The 22,707-nt window shown below is 64.3% G+C and carries 16 protein-coding genes; 9 read left to right on the top strand and 7 right to left on the bottom strand.

The window, feature by feature from the left end; genetic code table 11:
- The first annotated feature begins 116 nt into the window (after positions 1 to 116).
- Positions 117 to 638 carry a GNAT family N-acetyltransferase gene (locus tag FPJ27_RS15635; RefSeq protein WP_239483213.1) on the top strand — a complete coding sequence of 174 codons (522 nt, stop codon included), beginning with the start codon at positions 117 to 119 and terminating at the stop codon, positions 636 to 638.
- A gap of 89 nt (positions 639 to 727) precedes the next feature.
- On the opposite strand, the gene FPJ27_RS15630 is transcribed toward FPJ27_RS15635, so the two are convergent.
- Entirely contained in the window at positions 728 to 2,152 is a 1,425-nt protein-coding gene (locus FPJ27_RS15630) for an MFS transporter (protein ID WP_072445436.1), read from the bottom strand.
- Positions 2,153 to 2,247: 95 nt separating this feature from the next.
- Between FPJ27_RS15630 and FPJ27_RS15625 the strand changes: the two genes are divergently transcribed.
- Complete coding sequence (locus FPJ27_RS15625; protein ID WP_204421722.1) at positions 2,248 to 3,120, top strand: LysR family transcriptional regulator; 873 nt, start codon at positions 2,248 to 2,250, stop codon at positions 3,118 to 3,120.
- A 631-nt stretch (positions 3,121 to 3,751) separates the two neighbouring features.
- Here FPJ27_RS15625 and FPJ27_RS15620 read toward each other — a convergent pair.
- Positions 3,752 to 4,273 carry a GNAT family N-acetyltransferase gene (locus FPJ27_RS15620; RefSeq protein WP_072445434.1) on the bottom strand — a complete coding sequence of 174 codons (522 nt, stop codon included), beginning with the start codon at positions 4,271 to 4,273 and terminating at the stop codon, positions 3,752 to 3,754.
- A gap of 251 nt (positions 4,274 to 4,524) precedes the next feature.
- Here FPJ27_RS15620 and FPJ27_RS15615 point away from each other — a divergent pair, with 251 nt between their 5' ends.
- Positions 4,525 to 5,103, top strand: coding sequence for a transglutaminase family protein (locus FPJ27_RS15615; RefSeq protein ID WP_072445439.1), 579 nt, complete (start codon positions 4,525 to 4,527; stop codon positions 5,101 to 5,103).
- Positions 5,104 to 5,215: 112 nt separating this feature from the next.
- Here the strand turns inward: FPJ27_RS15615 and FPJ27_RS15610 are convergent, their stop codons facing one another.
- Positions 5,216 to 5,431 carry a DUF3820 family protein gene (locus FPJ27_RS15610; protein ID WP_174417466.1) on the bottom strand — a complete coding sequence of 72 codons (216 nt, stop codon included), beginning with the start codon at positions 5,429 to 5,431 and terminating at the stop codon, positions 5,216 to 5,218.
- 359 nt (positions 5,432 to 5,790) lie between these two features.
- Positions 5,791 to 6,360: a YdeI/OmpD-associated family protein gene (locus FPJ27_RS15605; protein WP_204423229.1), complete on the bottom strand. Its 570-nt coding sequence runs from the start codon at positions 6,358 to 6,360 to the stop codon at positions 5,791 to 5,793.
- Positions 6,361 to 6,864: 504 nt separating this feature from the next.
- Here FPJ27_RS15605 and FPJ27_RS15600 point away from each other — a divergent pair.
- Positions 6,865 to 7,386, top strand: coding sequence for a DUF3916 domain-containing protein (locus FPJ27_RS15600; protein WP_072444295.1), 522 nt, complete (start codon positions 6,865 to 6,867; stop codon positions 7,384 to 7,386).
- Between the two features lie 218 nt (positions 7,387 to 7,604).
- On the opposite strand, the gene FPJ27_RS15595 is transcribed toward FPJ27_RS15600, so the two are convergent.
- Positions 7,605 to 8,321, bottom strand: a complete 717-nt coding sequence (locus FPJ27_RS15595; protein WP_204421721.1) for a hypothetical protein — start codon at positions 8,319 to 8,321, stop codon at positions 7,605 to 7,607.
- Positions 8,322 to 8,491: 170 nt separating this feature from the next.
- Positions 8,492 to 9,406, bottom strand: a complete 915-nt coding sequence (locus FPJ27_RS15590) for a glutaminase (RefSeq protein ID WP_072444292.1) — start codon at positions 9,404 to 9,406, stop codon at positions 8,492 to 8,494.
- A gap of 219 nt (positions 9,407 to 9,625) precedes the next feature.
- Here FPJ27_RS15590 and FPJ27_RS15585 point away from each other — a divergent pair, with 219 nt between their 5' ends.
- Complete coding sequence (locus FPJ27_RS15585; protein WP_072444290.1) at positions 9,626 to 10,336, top strand: response regulator; 711 nt, start codon at positions 9,626 to 9,628, stop codon at positions 10,334 to 10,336.
- 64 nt (positions 10,337 to 10,400) lie between these two features.
- Entirely contained in the window at positions 10,401 to 11,564 is a 1,164-nt protein-coding gene (locus FPJ27_RS15580) for an ATP-binding protein (RefSeq protein ID WP_204421720.1), read from the top strand.
- A gap of 37 nt (positions 11,565 to 11,601) precedes the next feature.
- Here FPJ27_RS15580 and FPJ27_RS15575 read toward each other — a convergent pair whose 3' ends face one another.
- Positions 11,602 to 14,004 carry a patatin-like phospholipase family protein gene (locus tag FPJ27_RS15575; RefSeq protein ID WP_204421719.1) on the bottom strand — a complete coding sequence of 801 codons (2,403 nt, stop codon included), beginning with the start codon at positions 14,002 to 14,004 and terminating at the stop codon, positions 11,602 to 11,604.
- Between the two features lie 268 nt (positions 14,005 to 14,272).
- Between FPJ27_RS15575 and FPJ27_RS15570 the strand changes: the two genes are divergently transcribed.
- The 3 genes from FPJ27_RS15570 to FPJ27_RS15560 all read left to right on the top strand — a co-directional run bounded on the left by FPJ27_RS15570 (position 14,273) and on the right by FPJ27_RS15560 (position 22,532).
- Positions 14,273 to 15,307: a rod shape-determining protein gene (locus FPJ27_RS15570; RefSeq protein WP_072444284.1), complete on the top strand. Its 1,035-nt coding sequence runs from the start codon at positions 14,273 to 14,275 to the stop codon at positions 15,305 to 15,307.
- 240 nt (positions 15,308 to 15,547) lie between these two features.
- Positions 15,548 to 16,207, top strand: coding sequence for a YdcF family protein (locus FPJ27_RS15565; protein WP_204421718.1), 660 nt, complete (start codon positions 15,548 to 15,550; stop codon positions 16,205 to 16,207).
- 727 nt (positions 16,208 to 16,934) lie between these two features.
- A complete protein-coding gene (locus FPJ27_RS15560; RefSeq protein WP_204421717.1) occupies positions 16,935 to 22,532 on the top strand; it encodes an autotransporter domain-containing protein in 5,598 nt (1,865 codons plus the stop codon).
- Positions 22,533 to 22,707 lie beyond the last annotated feature (175 nt).

Below are 22,707 nucleotides of genomic sequence, written 5' to 3'. Positions count from 1 at the left end.
ACATCCCGTGCGGTGAATCGGAGGTCGCGACTGTCTAGATGCGACCAGAAGCGGTCCTTCGACTTCGACGCCCAGATCGTCCACAATCGGCATCGCACATTCTCGCCTGAACCGCCATGACCATGTACACGCCCACGCTACGCCTGATCGACCGCCAGTCGTCGAACGACATAGAACGTCTGCAAGCCGTGCTCGAAGGTGCTCCAGGCTATAGCCTTGCCGTGGAAGGCAAGCTGCCCCCTCCGAACGCCGCCATCGAGGTACTTGATGCGCTACCGCCCGGCAAAAGCCACTCGGACAAATTCGTCTACGAAATCTCTCACGATGTCGAGGCGGTTGGATGTATGGAAATGGTGCGGGGCTATCCAGAGGTCGACATCGCTTTCATCGGCCTGCTGTTGTTCCGGGAAAGTTCGCAGGGACGGGGCTTTGGCCCGCAGGTTCTGCGTCTCGCCGAAGCAATCGGAATGGGCTGGCAATGTCGCGCATTACGCATTGCAGTCATCGATACAAATCCGAGAGCGTTCGAATTCTGGAAACGCGAAGGCTTCATTGAGTTGCTTCGCAAACCAGCGATGGATTTCGCCGCCCAAGCAATCGTGATGGAGCGTGCGCTACCGGCCGCAATATTTATCTAAGGCAGATCATTGTCCCATTGAGTTCGATACATCGCGTCTGTTCGTTATCGGCCACAACCAGCCGCTCGTGCGCTGCGACGCAACGGCACTTAAACGTCCGCTTCGGAGCGGATAACGGTCGTACTCCGTCGACGGGTTTGAATGCACCGCTCCGTTGTCGCACTCAGGTATCGGAAGGCGGTCACTGCACCCACAACCAACAACACGACGGAAGCGATTAGCGCCTGCTCCATGCCGCGCATGAATGCGATCATCTCGGTATGGCGAACCAAGAAGCCGAACAACGCTACGCCCATCACGCCTCCGACCTGGCGGGCCGCGTTCAGCAAACCGGACGCAATACCCGATTGCGCACTGCATACCGCAGCAAGCATCGCATCGGTAATGGTCGGTATCGTCAGGGCGATGCCGCTGCCAGCCAGCAGCATGGGCAACGCGAGTAGCCAGTGGGACTGCGCGGCAAGCGCCGGCAGCATCGCCAGATAACCGACAGCAGAAATCAGCATGCCGGCCGTTGCCAGTGTGCGTGCGCCGATCCGGCTCGCCAGTCGCCCGGCGACGACATTAACGATCATGAGAATACCCATCATCGGCATGAACGCAACGCCCGTGCGTACGGGCGTCATATGCCAGCCCCACTGAAAGAGCAGGCTCAATGTAAAGACGATGCCATAGAAGACGAGATTCGCGATCATGCCGATCACGGTCGTGCTGCGAACCGTCCTGTCCCGCCACAACGCGAGCGGTAGCATTGCGGCGGGATTGCCCGCTTGCAACCGGATGAATGCGATGCCCGATGACACGCACAGTGCGAATGCGCCGAGAATGACCGGACTCCCCCAACCCAGGGTGCTGGCTTCAGTCAGCGCGAACGTGAGCGCAGCCAGTGTGAGGGCGCCCGTCAGTTGCCCGCGAACATCCAGATTGCGGCCGCGTTGTGGGCTGGTGTCGGGCGCAAAGCGCCACGTCATCCAGATGCCGGCGACGCCGAGGGGCACGTTCACCAAGAAGATGCTGCGCCATCCGAGTGCAGTGACAAGCAATCCACCGATCACCGGGCCGGCGGCCAGCGCGATGCCGCCGCCTGCTCCCCACCATCCGATCGCCCGGCTGCGCGCCGCAGTGTCCTGAAATGCCAATCGCAGGATGACGAGCGAATTCGGAACCAGCAGTGACGCGCCCACACCCTGGACAAGACGCCAGGCGATCAGTTCCGGCAGGGACCATGCAATGCCGCAGCCGATCGACGCAAACGTAAAGATTGCGTAGCCGACCATGAATGCGCGCTTTGCTCCGAACCGGTCGCCGAGCGCCCCCGCCAACAGCAGCGACGACGCGAAGACGAGAGCATACGCATTAACGACCCATTGCAGACCCGTGATGTCTGCTCGGAAGGCGGATCGCAACGCGTCGAGCGCGACATTGACGACGCTGACGTCGACCAGCACGACGACGAAACCGAGGCATGTCGCGATCTGAACCAGTCCAGGATGGAGTTTTGAGGGTGTCTGCATTGGCGATCCTTCGAATTTGGAAGGTGCAGCGTAAAGGATCGCCCTCTGTGCGGATATTCCGTAAAATCGCACATCAACCCGGAGAAAATGCACTGATGTTCGACTGGGAAAACCTTCGCTTCTTCGTCGCCATCGCACAATCGGGCAGCCTCTCGGCCGCAGCCCGGCGGCTGAAGGTCGACCACGCAACGGTCAGCCGACGCTTGAGCGCACTCGAAGCCGAGTTGAACATGCGCCTCGTCGATCGGTTGCCACGCGCCTGTCGACTGACCGCCACGGGCAGGCAGATTCTCGGGTTCGCCGCGAAGATGGAGGAGGACGCCTTCGCCATCGAACGGCTGGCACTGGCAGAGCAGGCGCCCATGCAGGGTACAGTGACGATTAGCACGCCGCCGGTCCTCGCGAATAATCTCTTCGCGAACCACCTGCATGCGTTCGCGCAATCGCATCCCGGCATTCGGTTGGCGATCGCCAGTCAAGCGCAAAGCGTGTCGCTGGGGCGTCGCGAAGCAGACATCGCGGTGCGCTTGTTTCGTCCCGAGGAGCCACGAAGCGTCATCCGCAAACTCGGCGAAATGTCCTTTGGGCTATATGCAAGCCGTGAATACGTGCAGGCGTCGGAATCGGACAATTGGGCATTCATCGGCTATGAAGCGCAATACGCAGAGATGCCGCATCAGAAGTGGCTTCAGTCGATCGCTCAAGGTCGCCGAATCGTCTGCGAGGTGAGTGATATCACCACACAGCAGGCGGCCGCCCGCACGGGAGTTGGTGTTGCAGGCCTGCCGGTGTTCATGGGCGATTGTGATCCCGCACTGCAGCGCCTGCCATTCGACGGTGAGCCTTTCCATCGCGAAATCTGGCTAGTTGTGCACTCCGATCTGAGGTATTCCGCGATGATTCGCGCGGTCATTGACTTCATCGTGGACGTTGTCCGTAAGACATTCGAGCCGATTGCCGAATCGTAACGCCATTCGACGCTCGCAAACTTGGGCGTTGGCGTCCGATATGCATGTGCGGATTCAACCCGTCGATGCAACGAATTGATGAAATCGCTCAGCCGGTGTATCGAAGTTTAGTGTCTTTCGCGACGAGCGAGTTGGATTTGCGGACAAAAAGAGGTCGGTGTTGGGCACACAACTTGGATTGCTGCCGGTGCCAGCGTTGACCGTAAAAAATGCCGATCCGCAGTTCGAAGCATTGGAAATGACGATGATAGCATTCGAGACGCGGTGGTCTCTCCATGTGCCTGACTAATCATTCCGGCTGAGGTCGGCCGAGGCTGTGTCAAAACGTGCGCCGCTGCAGGTCAGCGGAGAAGGCGACCCACCAGAACGCTCTGTATCGGCGTCGTGGCACTTCGGGAGGGGTAAAGTGATACCCGAAAACCGAGGAATTTCGCGTTTTGACACAGCCTCGGCCAGAAGCGGCCGTCCAATACTCGCAGCTAAATCGTCGACGATCTACTGTGATAATTCCAACCTTTACTTACGATCAGCGCGGTGGTCTAGAAGTCAGATCATGCAAATCGCAAGAAAACCGCCGCACGAGCAACGTCCCCGCAGGGCCGCTGCAACCGGTCGGACGCGATCGTACGAGTCAGCGACGGTAAATAAACTCTAGATCGGTCGATTCACCGACCTTGAAATCGTACGTGCCGACACGCTTGAAGCCCGCCTTCTCGTAGAAGTCGATGGCCTTCGTGTTACCCGACCACACGCCAAGCCATACCGGGCCGGGGCGTTCCACCGCCAGATAATCGAGCGCGGAGTCAAACAATGCTCGTCCGACGCCAGTGCCTTGAGTACTCCGCCGAAGGTAGATTTGATGTATTTCCCCCGAACCGTCGGCGACTTCCGGGTGCGGAAGCTTGCACGGCCCCACCTGTGCGTAACCAACCAGGCGGCCGTCGTCGCTTTCAACTACCCACGTTCGATGCTGGGGATTGTTGAGTTGGTCAGCGACCGTTTCCACCGAGTAACTATTGGTCTCGTACGCAGCAAGATCGCTCGGCGGGTAGCCGATGCCATATCCATCTTGAAGAAAGGTTTCGCGAAACGTGTCGCGCTTCAACTCGGCAAGCGGAATTACATCGGCAAACGTCGCAATTCGGATTAACATTAAGGATCTCGCAGTTCAGTGATCGGGCAGATAGTTTATCTTGAGCAACTCTTGGTGCAATCCGGACGACCGTTCGACTCAGCAATCGCGATTGCGGATTTCCCGGCCACGACAGCGTAGTGCAGATCGTCAATCTGCACTGGTGGCCGATGACGCAGCGGGCAGTTCCGGTACCGTAGGTGGGAAGCTTTCGACTGTCGCATGACCACTAGACTCATAATTAAGCAGCCTCCTTGGACCACGAGAACAGCATGCAGCGCTATTTGATCCCCAGCAAGTACATCGATTTCGAAGACACCGAAGTCAAGTCGAGCGCTGAAGCTTTGGCGCGCAGCGCCATTTCAGAACACGATCTGGTGCGCCGCTGCTTCGAGTTCGTCCGAGATGAAATCCGTCACAGCTCTGATTTCAAGCTCAATCCAGTCACTTGCAAAGCCTCAGATGTGATTCGGCACAGAACAGGTTATTGCTACGCGAAGAGTCATCTTTTGGCCGCGCTCTTGCGAGCCAATGCCATTCCTGCCGGCTTGTGCTATCAGAGATTGTCCATTGGCGGCAGCGGAGCACCATACTGTTTGCATGGATTGAACGCCGTCTACCTTCAAGATTTCGGCTGGTATCGCCTCGATGCTCGCGGAAACAAGCCGGGAGTGAACGCACAATTCTGCCCGCCCGCAGAAGCCCTGGCATTTCCCACTCGAGAACCGCAAGAACGGAATTTGCCAGAACTCTGGGCTGAACCGCTGCCGGTCGTAGTCGAGGCGCTGGAGCGCTACGGAAGTTACGACGAAGTACTTGCCAATCTGCCTGACATTGAACTCGTGATCTAGTCGTACGGTGGACGTCCGGTTTTCGCTGAGTGTTTTGTCACACGATCGGCGACAACCACTGAATCGATGCGGGGCCGGTGTGGCGCACCGGGGCAATAGAACGTGAGTGGCGCTATCCGCGTTTGCGCAGCGGCTCGAGTAAGCCTCTCAGGCCGTTATGGTCCATTTCGTGCATCAGCGCGAGCTGCCGGCCGAGCTCGCCCCGGGGGAACCCTTCGCGGGCCAACCAATTGAGGTAATGCCCGGGTAGATCGGCGATGAGTCGGCCTTTGTATTTTCCGAAGGGCATGGTGACGGTGACAAGGCATTCAAGGTCTGGAACTCGCATGCGGTATTGTGCACGGCTTTCCGCTCTCGTACGCCCGCCACGGCGCTCTCACCGTGTGCCGACCGATCCAGGACGACTGAAACCGGCCGAGCCTAACGGTAGGAACGCCCCATCGTTGATTTCTAGTGGCGAGAGGCGATCGGCTTCTGGGCTCACGTGTGGCGGCATGCGGCCAAAATCCAACGCTCGGCCGGATTGTCATAACGACCGGCCACGCCGGAATAGCAGCCAAAGCGATAAATAACCGTCAGCCGGCATTGATCGACGCTCGCCAGCGCCGAGGCGGGGAGAGCGCTGCGGATTGCCCGCCTTGAGCGCGGCATCGGCCGGTGACCTTCGTTGGCTGTCGACTTCCCGGTCTACGAATGAATGGTTTCGCCGCGATTCAGCATGTCGATGAACTCTTCGATCTTGCGCACCCGTGTCGCGGGCTTTTTGGCGTTCTGTATCCGAAACAGGATGGCGTAGCGGTTTCGGCCGTTCAGCGTCGCAAAGAACGCGCTGGCCTTGGGATTGGCATCCAGTGCGGCCTGCAGGTCGTCCGGCACGACCGAGTTGCTGGCGGACGTATAGGCAGCCTCCCAGCGGCCATCCTGTTTGGCTTTCTCGATTTCCCGCATGCCCGAAGGCAGCATTCTGCCTGCTGCGATCAGCGCTTCGGCCCGGTCTTTGTTGAGCCTGGACCAGATGCTTTTTGCGGAGCGTCGAGTGAAGCGTTGCAGCCAGTATGCTTCGCTTTCAGTTTGCTTTTGACCGTCGATCCAGCCATGACAAAGGGCACTTTCCAGCGCCTGTTCGTAAGTCAAGGTGGGTTGCCCGGCGCCTTTTTTGGCAAGGCGCAGCCATATCCCGGTCGAGGTATCGCCGTTTTGCGTCAACCAGCCTTCCCATTCGTTCTGGTCACGGAATGTCAGACGAGGCTCAGTCATGGTGCGATCCGAATGGTTGCATTCAGGCAGCGAGGCTTTTTCGTTCACCGAGACTTCGTAGGTTACCGATTTGCGCGGATTTGGAAATACCCGATTTATCGGTAATTCAACGCGTATTCCGTCGGCGGGAAGATGGAGGTCTTGCCTGGCGGGGCGTCCAGTTGACCGGTTCTTCCCCGCCTCAAAAATCGACCTTCCCATATACGTCGTCAACCACTCCAGCGCCAGCGTGCTGGAACTCCGGCAATATAAACTGACACGTAATCCCTCGCGCGGACAAGTGTTACGCCGCCTTCAATGACCGGTTGAATCCGCCGCCAGAAACGGACATTCGACATCGCTACCTGAATCGTCGACAATCCGACAAGAATGGTTCTATGTTTACAGTGCTCGTTAGCAATTGCGGAATGAAACCAGCACACTGCCTTACTGTCGGATATGATCTGACACCGATAATGCAGCGCTCAATGAGTGCAATAGCATACCGCATCCAACACAGTCGTCATGCCTGAAAAGAAACTCCGTGGCATTCCTCGTAGGCTCCGTGCTATCCGACGATGGCCGGAACAACTTTCAAGCTACGTTTCCCCCGACGTTTGGAGGTCGAGTGAGCGTTACTGGAATTGGAAAATCCCGGTGCCGTCTAGCCTCGTTCAGGGGCGATATGCTACCGCTGCGACCCGTCGCGCGTGTGCGCAAGGCCTTATCGACGCATCGGCGCTGCTTCTCGCTCGCAAGCCCTTCGGCTGTAGGTCGGTTCGAGTGACCTGCGTAATTTGCCTTCCAGACATGTTCGCGAGCGAGGTATGCGTCTATCTGGACGAGGACTACTTCAGAGCCCACGTTGGCGAGGGTACAAATATTTTCGGTGAAAGAAAATTCATCCGGGACCGGAACCTCTCCCGTGAATGGGCGTTGTACGTGCCACCAGGCATGTCCGAGTCGGGTATTGCGGTTAAGGTCCTTGACGACGACGGTCGCCTGTTCAGCTATGAATGTTGGTACTTTGGTGAAGTGGTTCGATGAAGCGTAAGTGCTAGCCGGATGCGTACTACGGTACCCGACGAGTAGCCCTTGAAAGCAACGCTGGGAGCCGCTTCGGGTTGCCCTGAGCCGACCGCCGTTGGGCTCTGTGCGGCCACGAGCGGACAGTCTGCATCAACACGCAGTTCGCTGCTGGCTGTCTTGAATATTCTTGACGTACCGTTTACGCGTCAAGGATTGGCGGCCTACTAAGATTTTGGTCACTTGTTTTGCATTGCGAGGTCCGTAACGAACTTGTTACATGTGGATCGGGTCCACTCGATTTCCTTAATTGGCCCAAACAACTGCGCGATGACGAACTTGCCCTTCACTAGGATTGCGCTCGCGCACATAACGACCATCGAGGTCTTTGGCTGTCCGTCAATCTGAAATTTCATAGGGACGACCTCCGTCCGTGTGAATGCGACGTCGTCATCGCGATCAATGCCAACCAACGTGGGAGCATCAAATTTGATTTCCTCAACAACATGCCCTGGTGCAAGAGTGTGATTCAGTTGCGCGCTTCGCTCGGTTGCCTGCTGGGTCGCCAGATCGCTGTGTTGCTCCAGATTCTTGAGATTAGAGCGGCTATACGCGGTAAAAGTGCGAAACTCAAGAGTCGACATGGACTTCGACACGATCGCCTTGGGTACCTTGACGATAAGGTATCGAGGGACGGGGGCGAGTTGCGCCTGAAAATTCAGCAATTGCGCACTGGATTCAATTAACGATGCCGCGATCCGCTGGCTCTTGGGATCGGTCGTGTAATCATCCAGGCCCGGGATAGCGGGAATGGCGATTTTCTCAACACCGACCGTTACTGTATTTTCGTTCGCTTGGGCAGCAGGCATTGAGCCTACTGCGAGGACAGTGGCGATCATCAAAACATAGGCCTTACCGAAATCACGCGCGTGTAAGCCGGGCACTTTTTTGTTCATAAGTTCTTTCCCATCTCTAGCACTGGTGGTCAACGCCTCTAATGGCTGCTTTCCGAAAATCTGAAGGTTCGCTCCGGGTCGATCGCTGTCGAATGACGAATTCTCCATTGAGTGTGCCGAAATTCACCTGCCGCCGTCGCGCCAGATGAGGCACGCCTGACTTCGCCACTTCAAAAAATCGACCTTCCCGTATAAGTTGTCAACCACTCCAACGCCAACGTCCCCGCCAGCGAGTTCCCGTTAGCATCGAGCCCCGGCGCCCACACGCACACAGCCATCTCGCCGGGCAGCACCGCGACGATCCCGCCGCCGACGCCGCTTTTCGCGGGCAGCCCGACGCGATACACGAAATCGCCGGCCGCGTCGTAGGTGCCGCAGGTCAGCATCAGCGCCGACAGCCGCTTCGCGGAACTCGAATCGACGATGCGCTCGCCGGTCACCGGCGCGACGCCGCCGTTCGCGAGGAACAGCGCGGCGCGCGCCAGCTCGACGCAGTTCATCGTGATCGCGCACTGTCGGCAATACGCGTCGATCACCGTGTCGGGCGGCATCTGCATGTTGCCGAAGCTCGCCATGAAATGCGCCATCGCGCGGTTGCGCTCCGCGTGCTGCAGCTCCGACAGCGCGACGCGCGAATCGTAGTCGATATCGGTCGCGCCGATCAGCCGCCGCACGAATTCGACGAGCGCCGTCTCGGCCCTCACGAAGCGGCGGCACAGCACGTCGGTGACGACCAGCGCGCCGGCGTTGATGAACGGATTGCGCGGCTTGCCGCGCTCGCTTTCGAGCTGCACCAGCGAATTGAACGCGGTGCCGGACGGCTCGCGGCCGACCCGCTCCCACAGCGCATCGCCCAGCAGCTGGAACGCGAGCGTGCACGCGAACAGCTTCGAGATGCTCTGGATCGAGAAGCGCTCGTACGCGTCGCCGACTGTGTAAACGTTTCCGTCGAGCGTCACGACGGCCATCCCGAACTTGTCGGCGGGGATTTTCGCGAGTTCGGGAATATAGTCGGCAACCCGTCCCTGGCCAATCCAGGGGGCGAGTTCGGTGTGGATGCGTTCGAGGATCGTCTGGTAATTCATCACGTCAGGCAGGGTAGGTGCGTGGCCCGGATTCCGGCGAGCCCGTATGGAACCGTCCCGGCGCCGATTCGTCAAGCACGGCCAGCATCATGCCCTTATTTTTGAGACTGGCAAACGGGCAATCGGCGGGCGCAGTATCATGCGGTACGTTTCGGCCGATGGCCGGCGTCGGGAATGACCGGCGCCGCCGCGGCCTCCCCGATGACCCGACCGTTGCCCATGTCTTTTCGCATCCTGCTCGTCGAAGACGACACCCGCCTGTCCACGCTGATCGCAGGCTACCTGCGCAAGAACGACTACGAAGTCGACACTGTGCTGCATGGTGACGCCGCGGTGCCGGCGATCCTGTCCATTCGTCCCGATCTCGTTATTCTCGACGTGAACCTGCCGGGCAAGGACGGCTTCGAAATCTGCCGCGAGGCGCGCAAGCAGTACGACGGCGTGATCATCATGGTGACGGCGCGCGACGAGCCGTTCGACGAATTGCTGGGCCTGGAATTCGGCGCGGACGACTACGTGCACAAGCCGGTCGAGCCGCGCATCCTGCTCGCGCGGATCAAGGCGCAGCTTCGCCGCGCGCCCGCGCGCACGGTCGAGAGCGCCGCGTCGCAGCCCGAGCGCTACGCGTTCGGCAAGTTCTCGATCGACCGCACCGACCGCACCGTCGTGCTGCCCGACGGCAGCACGCCCGATCTGACGTCGGCCGAATTCGACCTGCTGTGGGCGCTGGTGTGCCATGCGGGCGAAGTCGTCAGCCGGGACGACCTGATGCTGCAGTTGCGCGGCGTCGAATTCGACGGCCTCGACCGTACGATCGACGGGCGCATTTCGAAGCTGCGCCGCAAGCTGCGCGATGACGCGAGCAACCCGCAGCGGATCAAGACGATCCGCAGCAAGGGTTATCAATTCAGCAAGCACGCGTGGGAATGACGCCGCCGTCAGGCGACGCCGTCACGTTCCGCGCGGGCAATCCGCCCGCCAGCCGGGAGCCGCGATGATCCGACGAACCCGTTCGCACCCCGATGCACCGCCGTTGTCGACGCTGCGCTATGTCAGATGGCGCTGGCTGCATTTCCGCCGCGCGTGGACCGATACGCGCGCCGACCGCATTCCGAGCTGGTCGCGCCTTTACGTGCGGACCTACCTGCATCTGCTCGGCCTCGTGCTGTTGACCGCGCTTGTGCCGGCGCTCGCGCTGTGCGTCGAATTGTCGCCGCAGGTCGTGTGGCATGCATTCGACGCGCTGCCGGGCGATATCTGGATCGTGCTCGCGTTCGTGTTCGTCGCGCCCGCGCTCGCCGCGTACCGATGGATGCGGCCGGTCTGGTCGGATCTCGTGATGGTGCGCGAACGCGCGATCGATTTCACGGGCGGGCGCTTCAACACGCGCGCACGCGAATCGCACAGCGTGATCATCGGCCCGCTCGCGCGCACGCTGAACGCGCTCGCGATGCGCATGGAGCGGCTGATCGCCGCGCAGCGCGATCTCACGAACGGCATCTCGCACGAGCTGCGCACGCCGCTCGCACGCGTGCGCTTCGCGCTGGAGATGCTGCGCGAGCCTGCTTCTGCCGCGGAATACCAGGGCGCGCTCGAGAGCATCGCGCAGGACGTGACCGAGCTCGAGGAATTGATCGACATGAGCCTCACGTTCGCGCGGCTCGAATACAGCTCGCTGCAGTCGAACCTGGAGATGACCGCGCCGGTCGCGTGGTTCGAGCACCAGGTCAACGACGCGCAACTGCTGTATCCGGAGTGCACGATCGAATCGCGCGTCGCGCTCGAGTCGAACCTGCGCGTGAAGATGGACCGGCGGCTGATGTCGTACGCGATGCGCAACCTGCTGCGCAACGCGAGCAAGTATGCGCACTCGCGGATCGTCGTCGGCATCGCGATGGAGCACGGCAACATCGGGATCTTCGTCGAGGACGACGGCCCCGGCGTGCCGGAGCAGGAGCGCGAACGGATCTTCGACGCGTTCGTGCGCCTCGACCGCCGCACCGGCGGCTACGGGCTCGGCCTGTCGATCACGCGGCAGGTGCTCCATGCGCACAACGGCCGGATCGCGGTCGTCGAGCCGGTCGAGCTCGGCGGCGCGCGCTTCGAGATCAGCTGGCCGATCGGCACGGCGCGCGCCGCGGCCGGGCCGGCGCACTGACGGCGGGCATGCCGGACCGTTGCGCGCGACGCGCGCATCAGTACGTGCGGCCGAGCTGCAGGTAGATGTTGCGCCGGCCGCCCGGCGCGAGCGCGACCCCCATGTACAGAGGGCCGAACGCGGTCGACAGGCTCGTGAAGAACGTATAGCTCTGCTTGAGCACGCCGCCGCCGACCTTCACGCCGCTCGACCACACGTTGCCGATTTCCGCGCTGGCGCCGATCGACAGCGCCTTGACAGGCGACGCGTTGAACGTCATCAACTGGTTCATGTAGGTCACGTTTCCGTATGCGAGCTCGTTGCCGGTCAGTTGGTCGGCCGCATACGCGGCCAGATGCTGAAACCCGCCGAGCGTGAAGTTGAACGCGTTGATCAGGTTGGTGCCGCCGATGCTCTTGCCGCCCTCGATCGTCGCGCTGACGCTGTGCCGGCCGAACTGCTGTGCGATCATCGCCTTGCCGTAGATCTCGGTGTAAGGCGTGTCGGACGCATCGCCGAAGTCCCGCGCGGACTCGCTGTTGTGCGACCACAGCGAGCGTTCGACGCGGAATTCGGTGTAGTAACCCCGGCGCGGGAACATCGGATCGTCGAGCTGATCGATCACGAGCCGTGCGCGCGCGGTCAGCGCCTGCGACGTAAAGCTCGGCCATATCAGGGTCGAGGTGCCGTCGTCGAGCTCGAGCGGCAGGTTGTAGTTCGGCGAGCCGTGCCCGGTCGCGTAGCCGATGCCGATCCGGAAGTCGCCGAGCCGGGCGATCGGCAAGCCGAAGTCGATCCCGGTGCGCGTTGTCTGCATCAGGTACTGGTTCTGTTTGATGTCGCCGCTGTCGTCGTACAGGCTGACGTAGCGACGCTGATATTCCGCGTAAGGCGACAGGTAGAAGCCGTATGCTCCCGATAACGGCTGGCGCAATTCGACGCGCGCCGACTGCAGGTCGCTGCCGATCGTCGTATCCGCGCGGAACTCGAGCCCCGATTCGGTGAGCCAGGGCCGCCGGTAGCCGACGTGCAGGCGGAAGCCGCCCTCGTCGGTCGAGCTGCTCGACATGCCCAGGCCGAACAGCAGGAAATTCGGCCCCCAGTATTTCTCGCGCGCATCGATCACGAGCACGTTGTCGTTGCCGTGGCTCACGACCTGCTGCGTGACGCTCTCGAAATTGCCGCCCGTCGTCAGCCCGAGCAGATCCTGGCTGACGGTCTGCGGATCGTAGAGGTCGCCGGGTTTCACGTGCAGCGCGTCGCTGACGACGCGCTTCGGCACGCCGCCGCTCGTCTTGATCTCGATGCGCGTGATCCGGACCGGCGGCGGCAGCGGTTGCGCGTGCGCGGAGCGGTAGGCCGCGTATTCCTCGGGCGTGAGCGCGTAGCGCTTCAGGCGCGGCAGCGCGGCGGTTGCCGCCGCTTCGCCCGCGGAGATCGCCTGGCGCGCGTTCTGGAAATCGGTGAAGCCGAGCGAACCGAGCTCCGGCGTGAGCAGCACGTCGTCCGCGGTGGTCTGCTTGCGCTGCGCCGACACGTTCTGCCGAATCAGGATGCCGACCATCTGCTGCATCACGTCGGCGGGCGACGCGAGCGCGTCGAGCGGGCGCAGTTGCGAGCCGATGTCGACGGCGATCACGACGTTCGCGCCCATCTGTCGTGCGGTGTCGACCGGCAGGTTGCTGACGAGGCCGCCGTCCACCAGCGCGCGGCCATTGATCTCGGCCGGCGCGAACAGGCCGGGCATCGCCATGCTCGCGCGAATCGCGAGCGGCAGCGAGCCGTGGTCGAGCACGACCATCTGGCCCGTCTGCAGGTCGGTCGCGACCGCGCGGTACGGGATCGGCAGCCGGTCGAACGGCTGGTTGGTCGGCACGGCAGCGGTCCAGTCGGCGAGCAGCGCCTGCAGCCGGTTGCCCTGCACGAGGCCGACCGGCGCCTTCACGCCGCTCTTGCCGAAGCCGAGCGTCAGGCCGTTGATGTACAGGCGTTCGTCTTCCCGGCTGGTTTGCGGCAGATCCGCGCGCTCGACCACGTCGAACGCGATATCCGCGAGGTTGACCTCCGACAGCCGCTTCTGCATGTCGGCAGCAGCCATCCCGCTCGCATACAGGCCGCCGACCACCGCACCCATGCTGGTGCCCGCGATGCAGTCGATCGGAATGCGGTTTTCCTCGAGCACCTTCAGCACGCCGAGGTGCGCATAGCCGCGCGCGCCGCCGCCGGACAGCACGAGGCCGATCGACGGGCGGCCGGCCGGGCCGCCGTCGGCCGTGCAGTCGTGCGTGGCCGTGGGCGTTGCGGCGGGGGCAGCGGCCACCGGCGTGCCGGCCGCAGCGGGGGCGGGCGCGGTGGCGGTGGCCGGCAGCGGCTGCGCGGCGACCGTGCAGCACCAGAAGGCGACGAGCGTCGTGCAGAGCGGGCGCACCCGCGCCCAGCGGGAGGAAACGGTCGCTGTCATTGAGGAAATACCTGGCGTGATCGGGCGTCTGAAGCCTGCCGGGAGCAGGCAAGACCGAGAGATTACCGTGTTTTACAGGCGCAGCGCGAGAGACCGTTTCGGAGTCCGACACCCTCGAAGTGCTGTTTTCGGCAATTTCGTCGCGAAATAATCATCGGAATTGGCTAAAGTATCGGCACGATTTGCCGCTAACTTCATGATGGGGCGGCAGGCGCGCCGCGGGGATGCGGCGGGGCCGTCCCGGCCCGATCGTTCAAAAAGGCTTGATATGTCGACACCGCTGTTCGGAAAGTTGTTTGCGCAACCCGTTGCGATCGATCCTGGGACGGCGAGTACGCAGATCTATACGCACGAGCGCGGCGTGGTGCTGAACCAGCCGTCGGTCATCTGCTTCCGCAAGGCCGGCGCGAACGACGCGCGGCCGACGCTCGAGGCCGTCGGCGAGCGTGCGAAGGCGCTGCTCGGCCGCGAACCGGGGCATCTCGAAGCCGTGCGGCCGATGCGGCACGGCGTGATCGCCGACGCGCACGCGGCCGAGCAGATGATCCGCAGCTTCATCGACATGTCGCGCACGCGTTCGCGCTTCGGCCGCCGCGTCGAGGTCACGCTGTGCGTGCCGTCCGATGCGACGGCCGTCGAGCGCCGCGCGATCCGCGAGGCCGCGTTCGCGGCCGGCGTGTCGGAGGTCGCACTGATCGAGGAATCGCTGGCTGCCGGGCTCGGCGCGGGCCTGCCGGTGACCGAGCCGGTCGGCTCGATGGTCATCGACATCGGCGGCGGGACGACCGAAGTCGCGGTGATCGCGCTCGGCGGCATCGTCTACCGCGAAGCGATCCGCGTCGGCGGCAGCCAGTTCGACGCGGCGATCGTGAACCACATCCGCAGCCTGTACGGCGTGCTGCTCGGCGAGCAGACGGCCGAGCACGTGAAGAAGACGATCGGCTCGGCCACCAGCGCGGTGCCGCGCACGACGACGCGCGCGGTCGGGCGCAGCATCAGCGACGGCCTGCCGCGCTCGGTCGAGCTGTCCAACCACGACGTCGCGGACGCGCTGGCCGCGCCGCTCAAGCAGGTGATCGGCGCGGTGAAGTCGGTGCTGGAAAACGCGCCGGCCGAGCTCGTGACCGACATCGCGAATCGCGGCGTGGTGCTGACGGGCGGCGGCGCGCTGCTCGCGGATCTCGAACGCCTGCTGTACGACGAGACGGGGGTGATCGCACGGATCGCCGACGAGCCGGCCACCTGCGCGGTGCGCGGCGCCGGCGAGGCGATGGGGCGGCTGGCGATGTGTCCGGCCGATTGACGCGGTCCGATTCGGTTCGGGCCGGGCATCACGGCGCAATGCAGCCATTCACATTCTTTCGATCTCCATAGCGCCAGCCTGCCCTCCAGCGCAAAGCGAGTCGGTCTTCTTTCCAACAGGTCGGTAACGGCCCGGCATCGGCCGTCCGCGTGGACACGCGCGAGCGCGCCGTGCTAGCGTTACGCGCCCATGCCGGGCCGGGCCAGCCGATACGCCCGACGACCTGAGAGACCGAAAACCTTGAATTACCAAACCAAACGGGGCTTTGCGGCCCGGGCGGGCCGCCTGCTGGCCGTCGTCGCGGGCATCTGGGTTGCCGCGGCCGTCGCGCTCGTCGCGTACGGAATGCGGATGCCGAGCGAACCGGCCGACGTCGCCGTGATTTTCGGCAACGCGCTCGACGATACGGGTGCGCCGAAGCCCGTGCTCGCGGCCCGGCTCGACGTCGGCGTGCGCTGCTACCGCACCGGGCAGTGCCCGGCGTTTCTGGTCAGCGGCGCGATCGACGGCCCCGGGCTGAACGAGGCGACGGCCATGCGCGACTATCTCGTGGCGCGCGGCGTGCCGGCCGACCGGATCGCCGTCGACGACCAGGGCGACAACACGCTCGCGACCGCCCGGCACACGCTTGCGTACCTGCAGGCGCACCGCCTGTCGCGCGTGCTGATCGTCAGCCAGTACTACCATCTTGCGCGGGCGCGACTTGCGTTCGAGCGCGTCGGTATCGCGCGGGCGAACATCTCCGCCGCGTATCCGCGCCGCTTCCAGTTGCGCGATGTCTATTCGAGCTGGCGCGAGGTGCCGGCCTACGCGGTGTATGCGATGCGTCTGTGGGCGAATCCCGACGCGCGGCCGTTCTCGTTCCGGCCGATGCTTTACCTGATGAGCCTGTTTTCGTAACGCGACGCCCGGGGGCGAACGCCCCCGGCGCATGATTTTCTCCTTCCTTCGGGTTTCCTGCCGTTTCACGCCGAATACGGCGTTCTTTCATTCTCGCCGGCTGTACGAATGTCATGGGCGCCGGACAAGCGATAACGATTCGCGTTTAAGGTTTGATGCGAGACGGAAATGAGGCAATTTTGGCGGGTTTGTGAAAATCCGGCTTGTATTGTTTATTAAACGGATAGTTATTATCCGCGTAAGCGATTCGCCAGAATGAAAATATTGCGCTGCAAAAATCGTGTTCCATGAATCGAGGTCGTATATCAGCGTTTCCACGTATACGGCGATTCCGGTGTTTTTGAGAAAGATCAAAATAAGCCGGTGAAAACACGGGATTCTGCTTCCGGGTACGCGTTGGCGGGTAAAAAACACATGCTCATTCCGCCCTTGACCCGATGGGTAAACAGCAGCAACTGGAAAATGGCGTGAGTTTGATATAGCCTTGTCTGACAAAAAGCAGGGCAGTAGTCAAATCAACCAGAAAGTCGCTGCATAAAACCAGGGGCCGCCATCATGCCATTCGACTAGTTGCGCATCCGCAGTCCGGGGCTTATCAAAAATTCATCACGAATAAACCGACGTCGCATCGCGACCGCCGGCGGGCACGCTTTTGACCGCGGATTTTCTGCTGCATGCCGTTCGGCGTAGGCGCAATACCAATATCAAAGAAAAAATGAGGGAAAGCATGAATCTTGCGCGTTCGAAAAAAGCCGGCGAGCCGTTTCCGAGACTGCTGTTGCCGACGGGTGTTTTCCTGGCGCTGTCCGGCGCCGGCGTCGTTCCCGCCCATGCGACCTGCAGCACGGCAGGCACCACGGTGACCTGTTCCGGCGTTGCGAACCCGCTGGCTCCCAGTTACGCGAACAGCGCGAACAACCTGAACGCGACGGTCAACCCCGGCGCGACCGTCGGCGTGCTGCTCGGCGTCGGCGGCACGGCGATGTCGCTGACCGGCAACGGCGTCACGCTGACCAACAACGGCACGATCGATCCTTCCGCGCTCGGCTCGGGGCTCGGCGTGCTGTCGAGCGGAGCCGTGGTCGGCAACGCGGCGGCGAGCCACACGACCGTCGTCAATAACGGCACGATGAACGGTTCGACGGGGGTGGCGATTAGCGGCGTGACGGGCATGGCGCTGTCAGTGCAGAACGGCACGGGCGGTACGTCGGACATCACGAACACCGGCACGATCGGCTCCAGCCCGCTGGTCGGCGCGACCCTCGTCGGCGCGGACGCGCCCGTGGTCGCTGCATACGGCGGCGGTCAGGTCAATATGTCAAACAGCGGAACGATCACCGGCCGCGTATCGTTCGGCTCGAGCGGCACGCCCGGTCAGGGCAATACGTTTACCAACTCGGGCACGATCAACGGCGGCGTGTCGATGGGCGCGAACAGCACCAACACGTTCAATGCCGTGACGGGCTCGTCGGTCAACACGGCGGGCGGCACCGGCGGCGCGTTTAACATCACGGTCGGCCCGGTCACGCTCGGCGTCGCGGCGACGGGCGTTGTCGACGGCGGCGCGGGTGGCAACAACACGCTCAATCTGCAGCAGGGCGCCACCGCGAACGGTACGATCGCGGTCAACAACTACATCAACTTCAACCACCTCGACGTCAACAGCGGCAACTGGACGATCAACGGTGCGTCTACCGCGCAGGACGCGACACTGAGCGGCGGCGTCGCGATCATCAACGACAATGCGTCGCTCGGCACCGGCAACGTCACGGCCAATGGCGGCGCGCTGCAGGCGGGCACGGCAGGGCTCAACGTCTCCAACAACGTGACGCTCAACGGCGGCGGCTTGACGGTGCAGGGTACGACCGGGCTCACGCTGTCGGGCACGGTGACGGGCGCAGGCGCGCTGACGAAGAACGACAGCGGCACGCTGACGCTGTCGGGTGCGAGCACGTATGCGGGCGGCACGAACCTGAACGGCGGCGGCCTGGTCGTCGGCAACAATACGTCGCTCGGCACGGGCGCGCTGAACGTCAACGCGAACGCGTCGCTCGACACGAGCGCAAACGTGACGCTCGACAACATGGTCAATCTCGCCACCGGCACGACGCTGACGATCGGCGGCAGCAACGATCTCGGGCTGGCCGGCTCGATCGGCGGAGCCGGCGGCCTCGTGAAGAACGGCGCGGCGATCACCACGCTGACCGGCGCGAATACGTATACCGGCGGCACGACGATCAACAGCGGGACGCTCGCGCTGGGCGCGGGCGGCAGCCTGGCGGCGACGGGCACGGTCAACCTGACCGGCGCGGGCGCGACGTTCGACGTGAGCAACGCATCGGGCGCGCAGACCATCGGCTCGCTGGCCGGCGCGGCCGGCACGAACGTGAACCTCGGCGGCAATTCGCTGACGCTCAACGGCAGCGCCAATGCGACCTATGCCGGCACGATCGGCGGGGCGGGCAGCGTGACGCTGTCAGGCGCCGGCACGCAAACGCTGACGGGCACGAACACGTATACGGGCGGCACGAACCTGAATGGCGGCAACCTCGCCGTCGGCAGCAATACGTCGCTCGGCTTCGGCGCGGTGAACGTGAACGGTTCGTCGACGCTCGATGCGACCACCAACGTGTCGCTCACGAACGGCGTCAATATCGCGACGGGCACGACGCTGACGCTCGTCGGTAGCACCGGAATCGGCCTGGGCGGCGTGATCGCCGGTGGGGGCGGGCTCGTGAAGAACGGCGCGGCGGCGGTGACGCTGTCCGGCGCGAACACCTATACGGGCGGTACGACGCTGAACGCCGGCGGCCTGGTGCTCGGCAACGGCTCGGCGCTCGGCACCGGCGCGCTGACCGTCGGCGGCGCGGCGACGCTCGATACGACCACGAGCCTGACGGTCGGCAACGCAATCGACCTCGGAACGGCCACCACGCTGACGCTGGGCGGCAGCAACGCCCTCGGGTTGAGCGGTGCGATTTCCGGTGCGGGCAGCCTCGTGAAGGACGGCGCGGCGACCACCACGCTGACGGGCGCGAACACGTATACAGGCGGCACGACGATCAACGCGGGCACGCTGGCGCTGGGCGCGGGCGGCAGTCTCGCGGCAACGGGCACGGTGAATCTCGCCAACGCCGGTGCGGCGCTCGACATCGGCGCGGGCGGTGCGCAGGCGATCGGTGCGCTGTCGGGCGTGGCGGGCACGAACGTGAGCCTCGGCGGCAACGTGCTGACGCTCGGCGGTACGGCCAGCGGCACCTTCGGCGGCGCGATTTCCGGCACCGGCGGCCTGACGCTGGCCGGCACCGGCACGCAGACGCTGAACGGCGCGAGCACCTATACGGGCGGCACGAACCTGAACAGCGGCGGCCTCGTGCTCGGCAACAACAGTGCGCTCGGCACCGGCGCGCTGACCGTCGGCGGCGCGGCGACGCTCGATACGAATACGAGCGTGACGCTCACCAATGCGGTCAATCTCGCCGGCACCGGCTCGACACTGACACTCGGCGGCGGCAACGCCCTCGCGCTGAGCGGCGGGATATCCGGCGCCGGCAGCCTCGTGAAGAACGGCGCGACGACGACGACACTGACCGGCGCAAACACGTACTCGGGCACCACGACGATCAACAGCGGCACGCTCGCGCTCGGCGCGGGCGGCAGCTTCGCGTCGACCGGCGCGGTGAACCTGGCCGGCGCGGGCGCGGCGCTCGACCTGAGCGGTGCAACGGGTGCGCAGTCGCTCGGCGCGCTGTCGGGCGTCGCGGGAACGAACATCAGCCTTGGCGGCAACGCACTGACGCTCGGCGGGACCGCCAGCGGCACGTTCAGCGGGACGATCGGCGGCGCGGGCAGCCTGACGCTGGCCGGCACCGGCACGCAGACGCTGAACAGTGCGAATACCTATACCGGCGGCACGAACCTGAACAGCGGCAGCGTCGTGCTCGGCAACGCCGCGGCACTCGGCACCGGCGCGCTGAACGTCGGCGGCGCGGCGACGCTCGATACGAACGCGAGCCTGACGGTGAGCAACGGGGTCAATCTCGGCACGGGTGCGGCGCTCACGCTGGGCGGCAGCAACGCGCTCGGGCTGAGCGGTGCGATTTCCGGCGCGGGCGCACTCGTGAAGAACGGCGCGGCGACCACCACGCTGACCGCTGCGAACACCTACACCGGCGGCACGACGATCAACGCGGGCACGCTGGCGCTGGGCGCGGGCGGCAGCCTCGCGTCGACGGGCGCGGTGAACCTGGCCGGCGCGGGCGCGACGTTCGACGTGAGCGGTGCGACAGGCGCGCAGACGATCGGCACGCTGTCGGGCGCGGCCGGCACGAACGTGAATCTCGGCGCGAATGCGCTGACGCTGAACGGCGCCGGCACCGCGTTCGGCGGCGCGATCGCCGGCACGGGCGGCGTCACGGTGGCGAGCGGCACGCAGGTGCTGACCGGCAGCAACACGTACACGGGCGGCACCACGATCGCGGCCGGCGGCACGCTGCAACTCGGCAACGGCGGCACGTCGGGCAGCGTCGCCGGCAACGTCGTCGACAACGGCGCGCTGGTGTTCAATCAGTCCGGCAGCGTGACGGTTGCAAGCGTGCTGTCCGGCACCGGTTCGCTGACGCAGGCCGGCAGCGGGCAACTGACGCTGACGGGCACGAACACGCTGAGCGGTTCGACCACCGTCAGCGCCGGGACGCTCGCCGTCAACGGTTCGCTCGCCCAGTCGGCCGTGACCGTGCAGAACGGCGCGACGCTGACGGGCACCGGCACGATCGGCGGCCTCGTGGTGCAGGGCGGCGCGACGGCGGCTGCATCGCAGCCGGGCGCGGCGCTGAACGTGGCCGGCAACGTCACGTTCCAGCCGGGTTCGACGTTCCAGGTCGCGGCCACGCCGCAGCAAAGCGGCAGCGTCGCCGCGACGGGCACGGCGACGCTGAACGGCGGCACCGTGCAGGTGCTCGCGAACCAGACGGGCTATCAGCCGGGCACGACTTACACGATCCTCACCGCCTCGTCGGGCGTGCAGGGCGCATTCAACCAGGTGACTGCGAACTACGCGTTCCTGATGCCGACGCTCAGCTACGATCCGGATCACGTGTACCTGCAACTGGTCGGGAACGGCACCGCGCTGCCCGACGTCGCGACGACGCCGAACCAGCGCGCGGTCGCGACCGCGCTCGGCGGGCTCGGCGCCGGCAACCCGCTGTACGACGCGGTGCTGACGACCGACGCGGGCACCGCGCGCCGCGCATACGGGCTGCTCGACGGCGAACTGCAGGCGAGCCTGAAGAGCATGCTGCTGCTCGACAGCCGCTATGTGCGCGACGCGGTGACCGATCGCGTCCGCCAGGGTCTCGCGCCCGGATCGGGCCCGCTCGCGGCGCTGTCGTCGGGCGGTGCCGCGCTGTGCGGCGACAACACGGCCGGCGCGGTCGACCCGACGCTGCCGCCGGAACGCCGGATCGGTTCGCGCGACGGCTGCTACGGCGGCACGCCTTACCAGCCGGTCGTCTGGGGGCAGGCGTTCGGCGGCCGCAGCCGGCTTGCCGGCGACGGCAACGCATCGACGATCAAGCGCAGCATGACGGGCTTCATCGCCGGTGCCGACATGGCGCTCAACGACAAGTGGCGTGCGGGCCTGGCCGCGGGCGTCACGCACGGCTCGCTCGACAACGACCAGAGTTCGTCGGCGTCGGTGAACAGCTACTACCTGTCGCTGTACGGCGGTGCGCAGTACGGTGCGCTCGGCGTGCGCGGCGGCGCGTCGTACACGTGGTACCGGATCAACAGCGACCGTTATCCGGGCTTCGCGGGCTTTTCCGATCACGACTCGGCCGGCTACAACGCGAATTCGGCGCAGGTGTTCGGCGAAGTCGGCTATGCGCTGCCGGTCGGGCCCGTCGCGCTCGAACCGTTCGCGGGCATCGCGTACGTGAACCTGCATACCGACGGCTATACGGAAAGCGGCGGCGCGGCAGCGCTGCGAGCCGGCGGCGAGACGACCCACGTCGGCTTCTCGACGCTCGGCCTGCGCGCGGCGTCGCAGCTCGGCTCGATCGCGGGCGGCACGTTCACCGCGCGCGGGACGGTCGGCTGGCGCCATGCGTTCGGCAACGTGCGGCCGTCGTCGGCGTTCACGTTCGCGAACGGCGGCACGTCGTTCCAGGTGTCGGGCGTGCCGATTGCTCGCGACAGCGCAGTGCTCGAGGCCGGCATCGACGCGAACATCACGAAGCGCCTGACGCTCGGCCTCACGTACAGCGGCCAGTACGGCAGCGGCGTGCGCGACAACGCGGTGCTCGGCAACATCCTGTGGAAGTTCTGACCGGCGCGTAACACGCCCACGTCGGCGCCGGCCTCGGCGCCCGCTCGCGACGCCATGCGGCGACGGAAACGTCGCACGGCGTCGCGGCCGTTTCGTCGCTGCGCGCGTTCCCCGTTCTGGCCTATCCTGTGCGAAACACGCGACGCGCGCCGCGCGTTGCGCCTCGACACAGGAG

Source organism: Burkholderia sp. MS455 (genome assembly GCF_016899445.1).
Classification (GTDB): domain Bacteria; phylum Pseudomonadota; class Gammaproteobacteria; order Burkholderiales; family Burkholderiaceae; genus Burkholderia; species Burkholderia pyrrocinia_C.
Note: the sequence above shows the minus strand (reverse complement) of the source record. Positions and strands in the feature narration are given on the sequence as shown.

Bases quoted from the DNA above. Each gene is read 5' to 3' on its own strand.
- FPJ27_RS15600 (WP_072444295.1), top strand. From the start codon at position 6,865: ATGCCTGAAAAGAAACTCCGTGGCATTCCTCGTAGGCTCCGTGCTATC.
- FPJ27_RS15615 (WP_072445439.1), top strand. From the start codon at position 4,525: ATGCAGCGCTATTTGATCCCCAGCAAGTACATCGATTTCGAAGACACC.
- FPJ27_RS15610 (WP_174417466.1), bottom strand. From the start codon at position 5,431: ATGCGAGTTCCAGACCTTGAATGCCTTGTCACCGTCACCATGCCCTTC.
- FPJ27_RS15570 (WP_072444284.1), top strand. From the start codon at position 14,273: ATGTCGACACCGCTGTTCGGAAAGTTGTTTGCGCAACCCGTTGCGATC.
- FPJ27_RS15635 (WP_239483213.1), top strand. From the start codon at position 117: ATGACCATGTACACGCCCACGCTACGCCTGATCGACCGCCAGTCGTCG.
- FPJ27_RS15560 (WP_204421717.1), top strand. From the start codon at position 16,935: ATGAATCTTGCGCGTTCGAAAAAAGCCGGCGAGCCGTTTCCGAGACTG.
- FPJ27_RS15630 (WP_072445436.1), bottom strand. From the start codon at position 2,152: ATGCAGACACCCTCAAAACTCCATCCTGGACTGGTTCAGATCGCGACA.
- FPJ27_RS15605 (WP_204423229.1), bottom strand. From the start codon at position 6,360: ATGACTGAGCCTCGTCTGACATTCCGTGACCAGAACGAATGGGAAGGC.
- FPJ27_RS15625 (WP_204421722.1), top strand. From the start codon at position 2,248: ATGTTCGACTGGGAAAACCTTCGCTTCTTCGTCGCCATCGCACAATCG.
- FPJ27_RS15595 (WP_204421721.1), bottom strand. From the start codon at position 8,321: ATGAACAAAAAAGTGCCCGGCTTACACGCGCGTGATTTCGGTAAGGCC.
- FPJ27_RS15585 (WP_072444290.1), top strand. From the start codon at position 9,626: ATGTCTTTTCGCATCCTGCTCGTCGAAGACGACACCCGCCTGTCCACG.
- FPJ27_RS15590 (WP_072444292.1), bottom strand. From the start codon at position 9,406: ATGAATTACCAGACGATCCTCGAACGCATCCACACCGAACTCGCCCCC.
- FPJ27_RS15575 (WP_204421719.1), bottom strand. From the start codon at position 14,004: ATGACAGCGACCGTTTCCTCCCGCTGGGCGCGGGTGCGCCCGCTCTGC.
- FPJ27_RS15620 (WP_072445434.1), bottom strand. From the start codon at position 4,273: ATGTTAATCCGAATTGCGACGTTTGCCGATGTAATTCCGCTTGCCGAG.
- FPJ27_RS15580 (WP_204421720.1), top strand. From the start codon at position 10,401: ATGATCCGACGAACCCGTTCGCACCCCGATGCACCGCCGTTGTCGACG.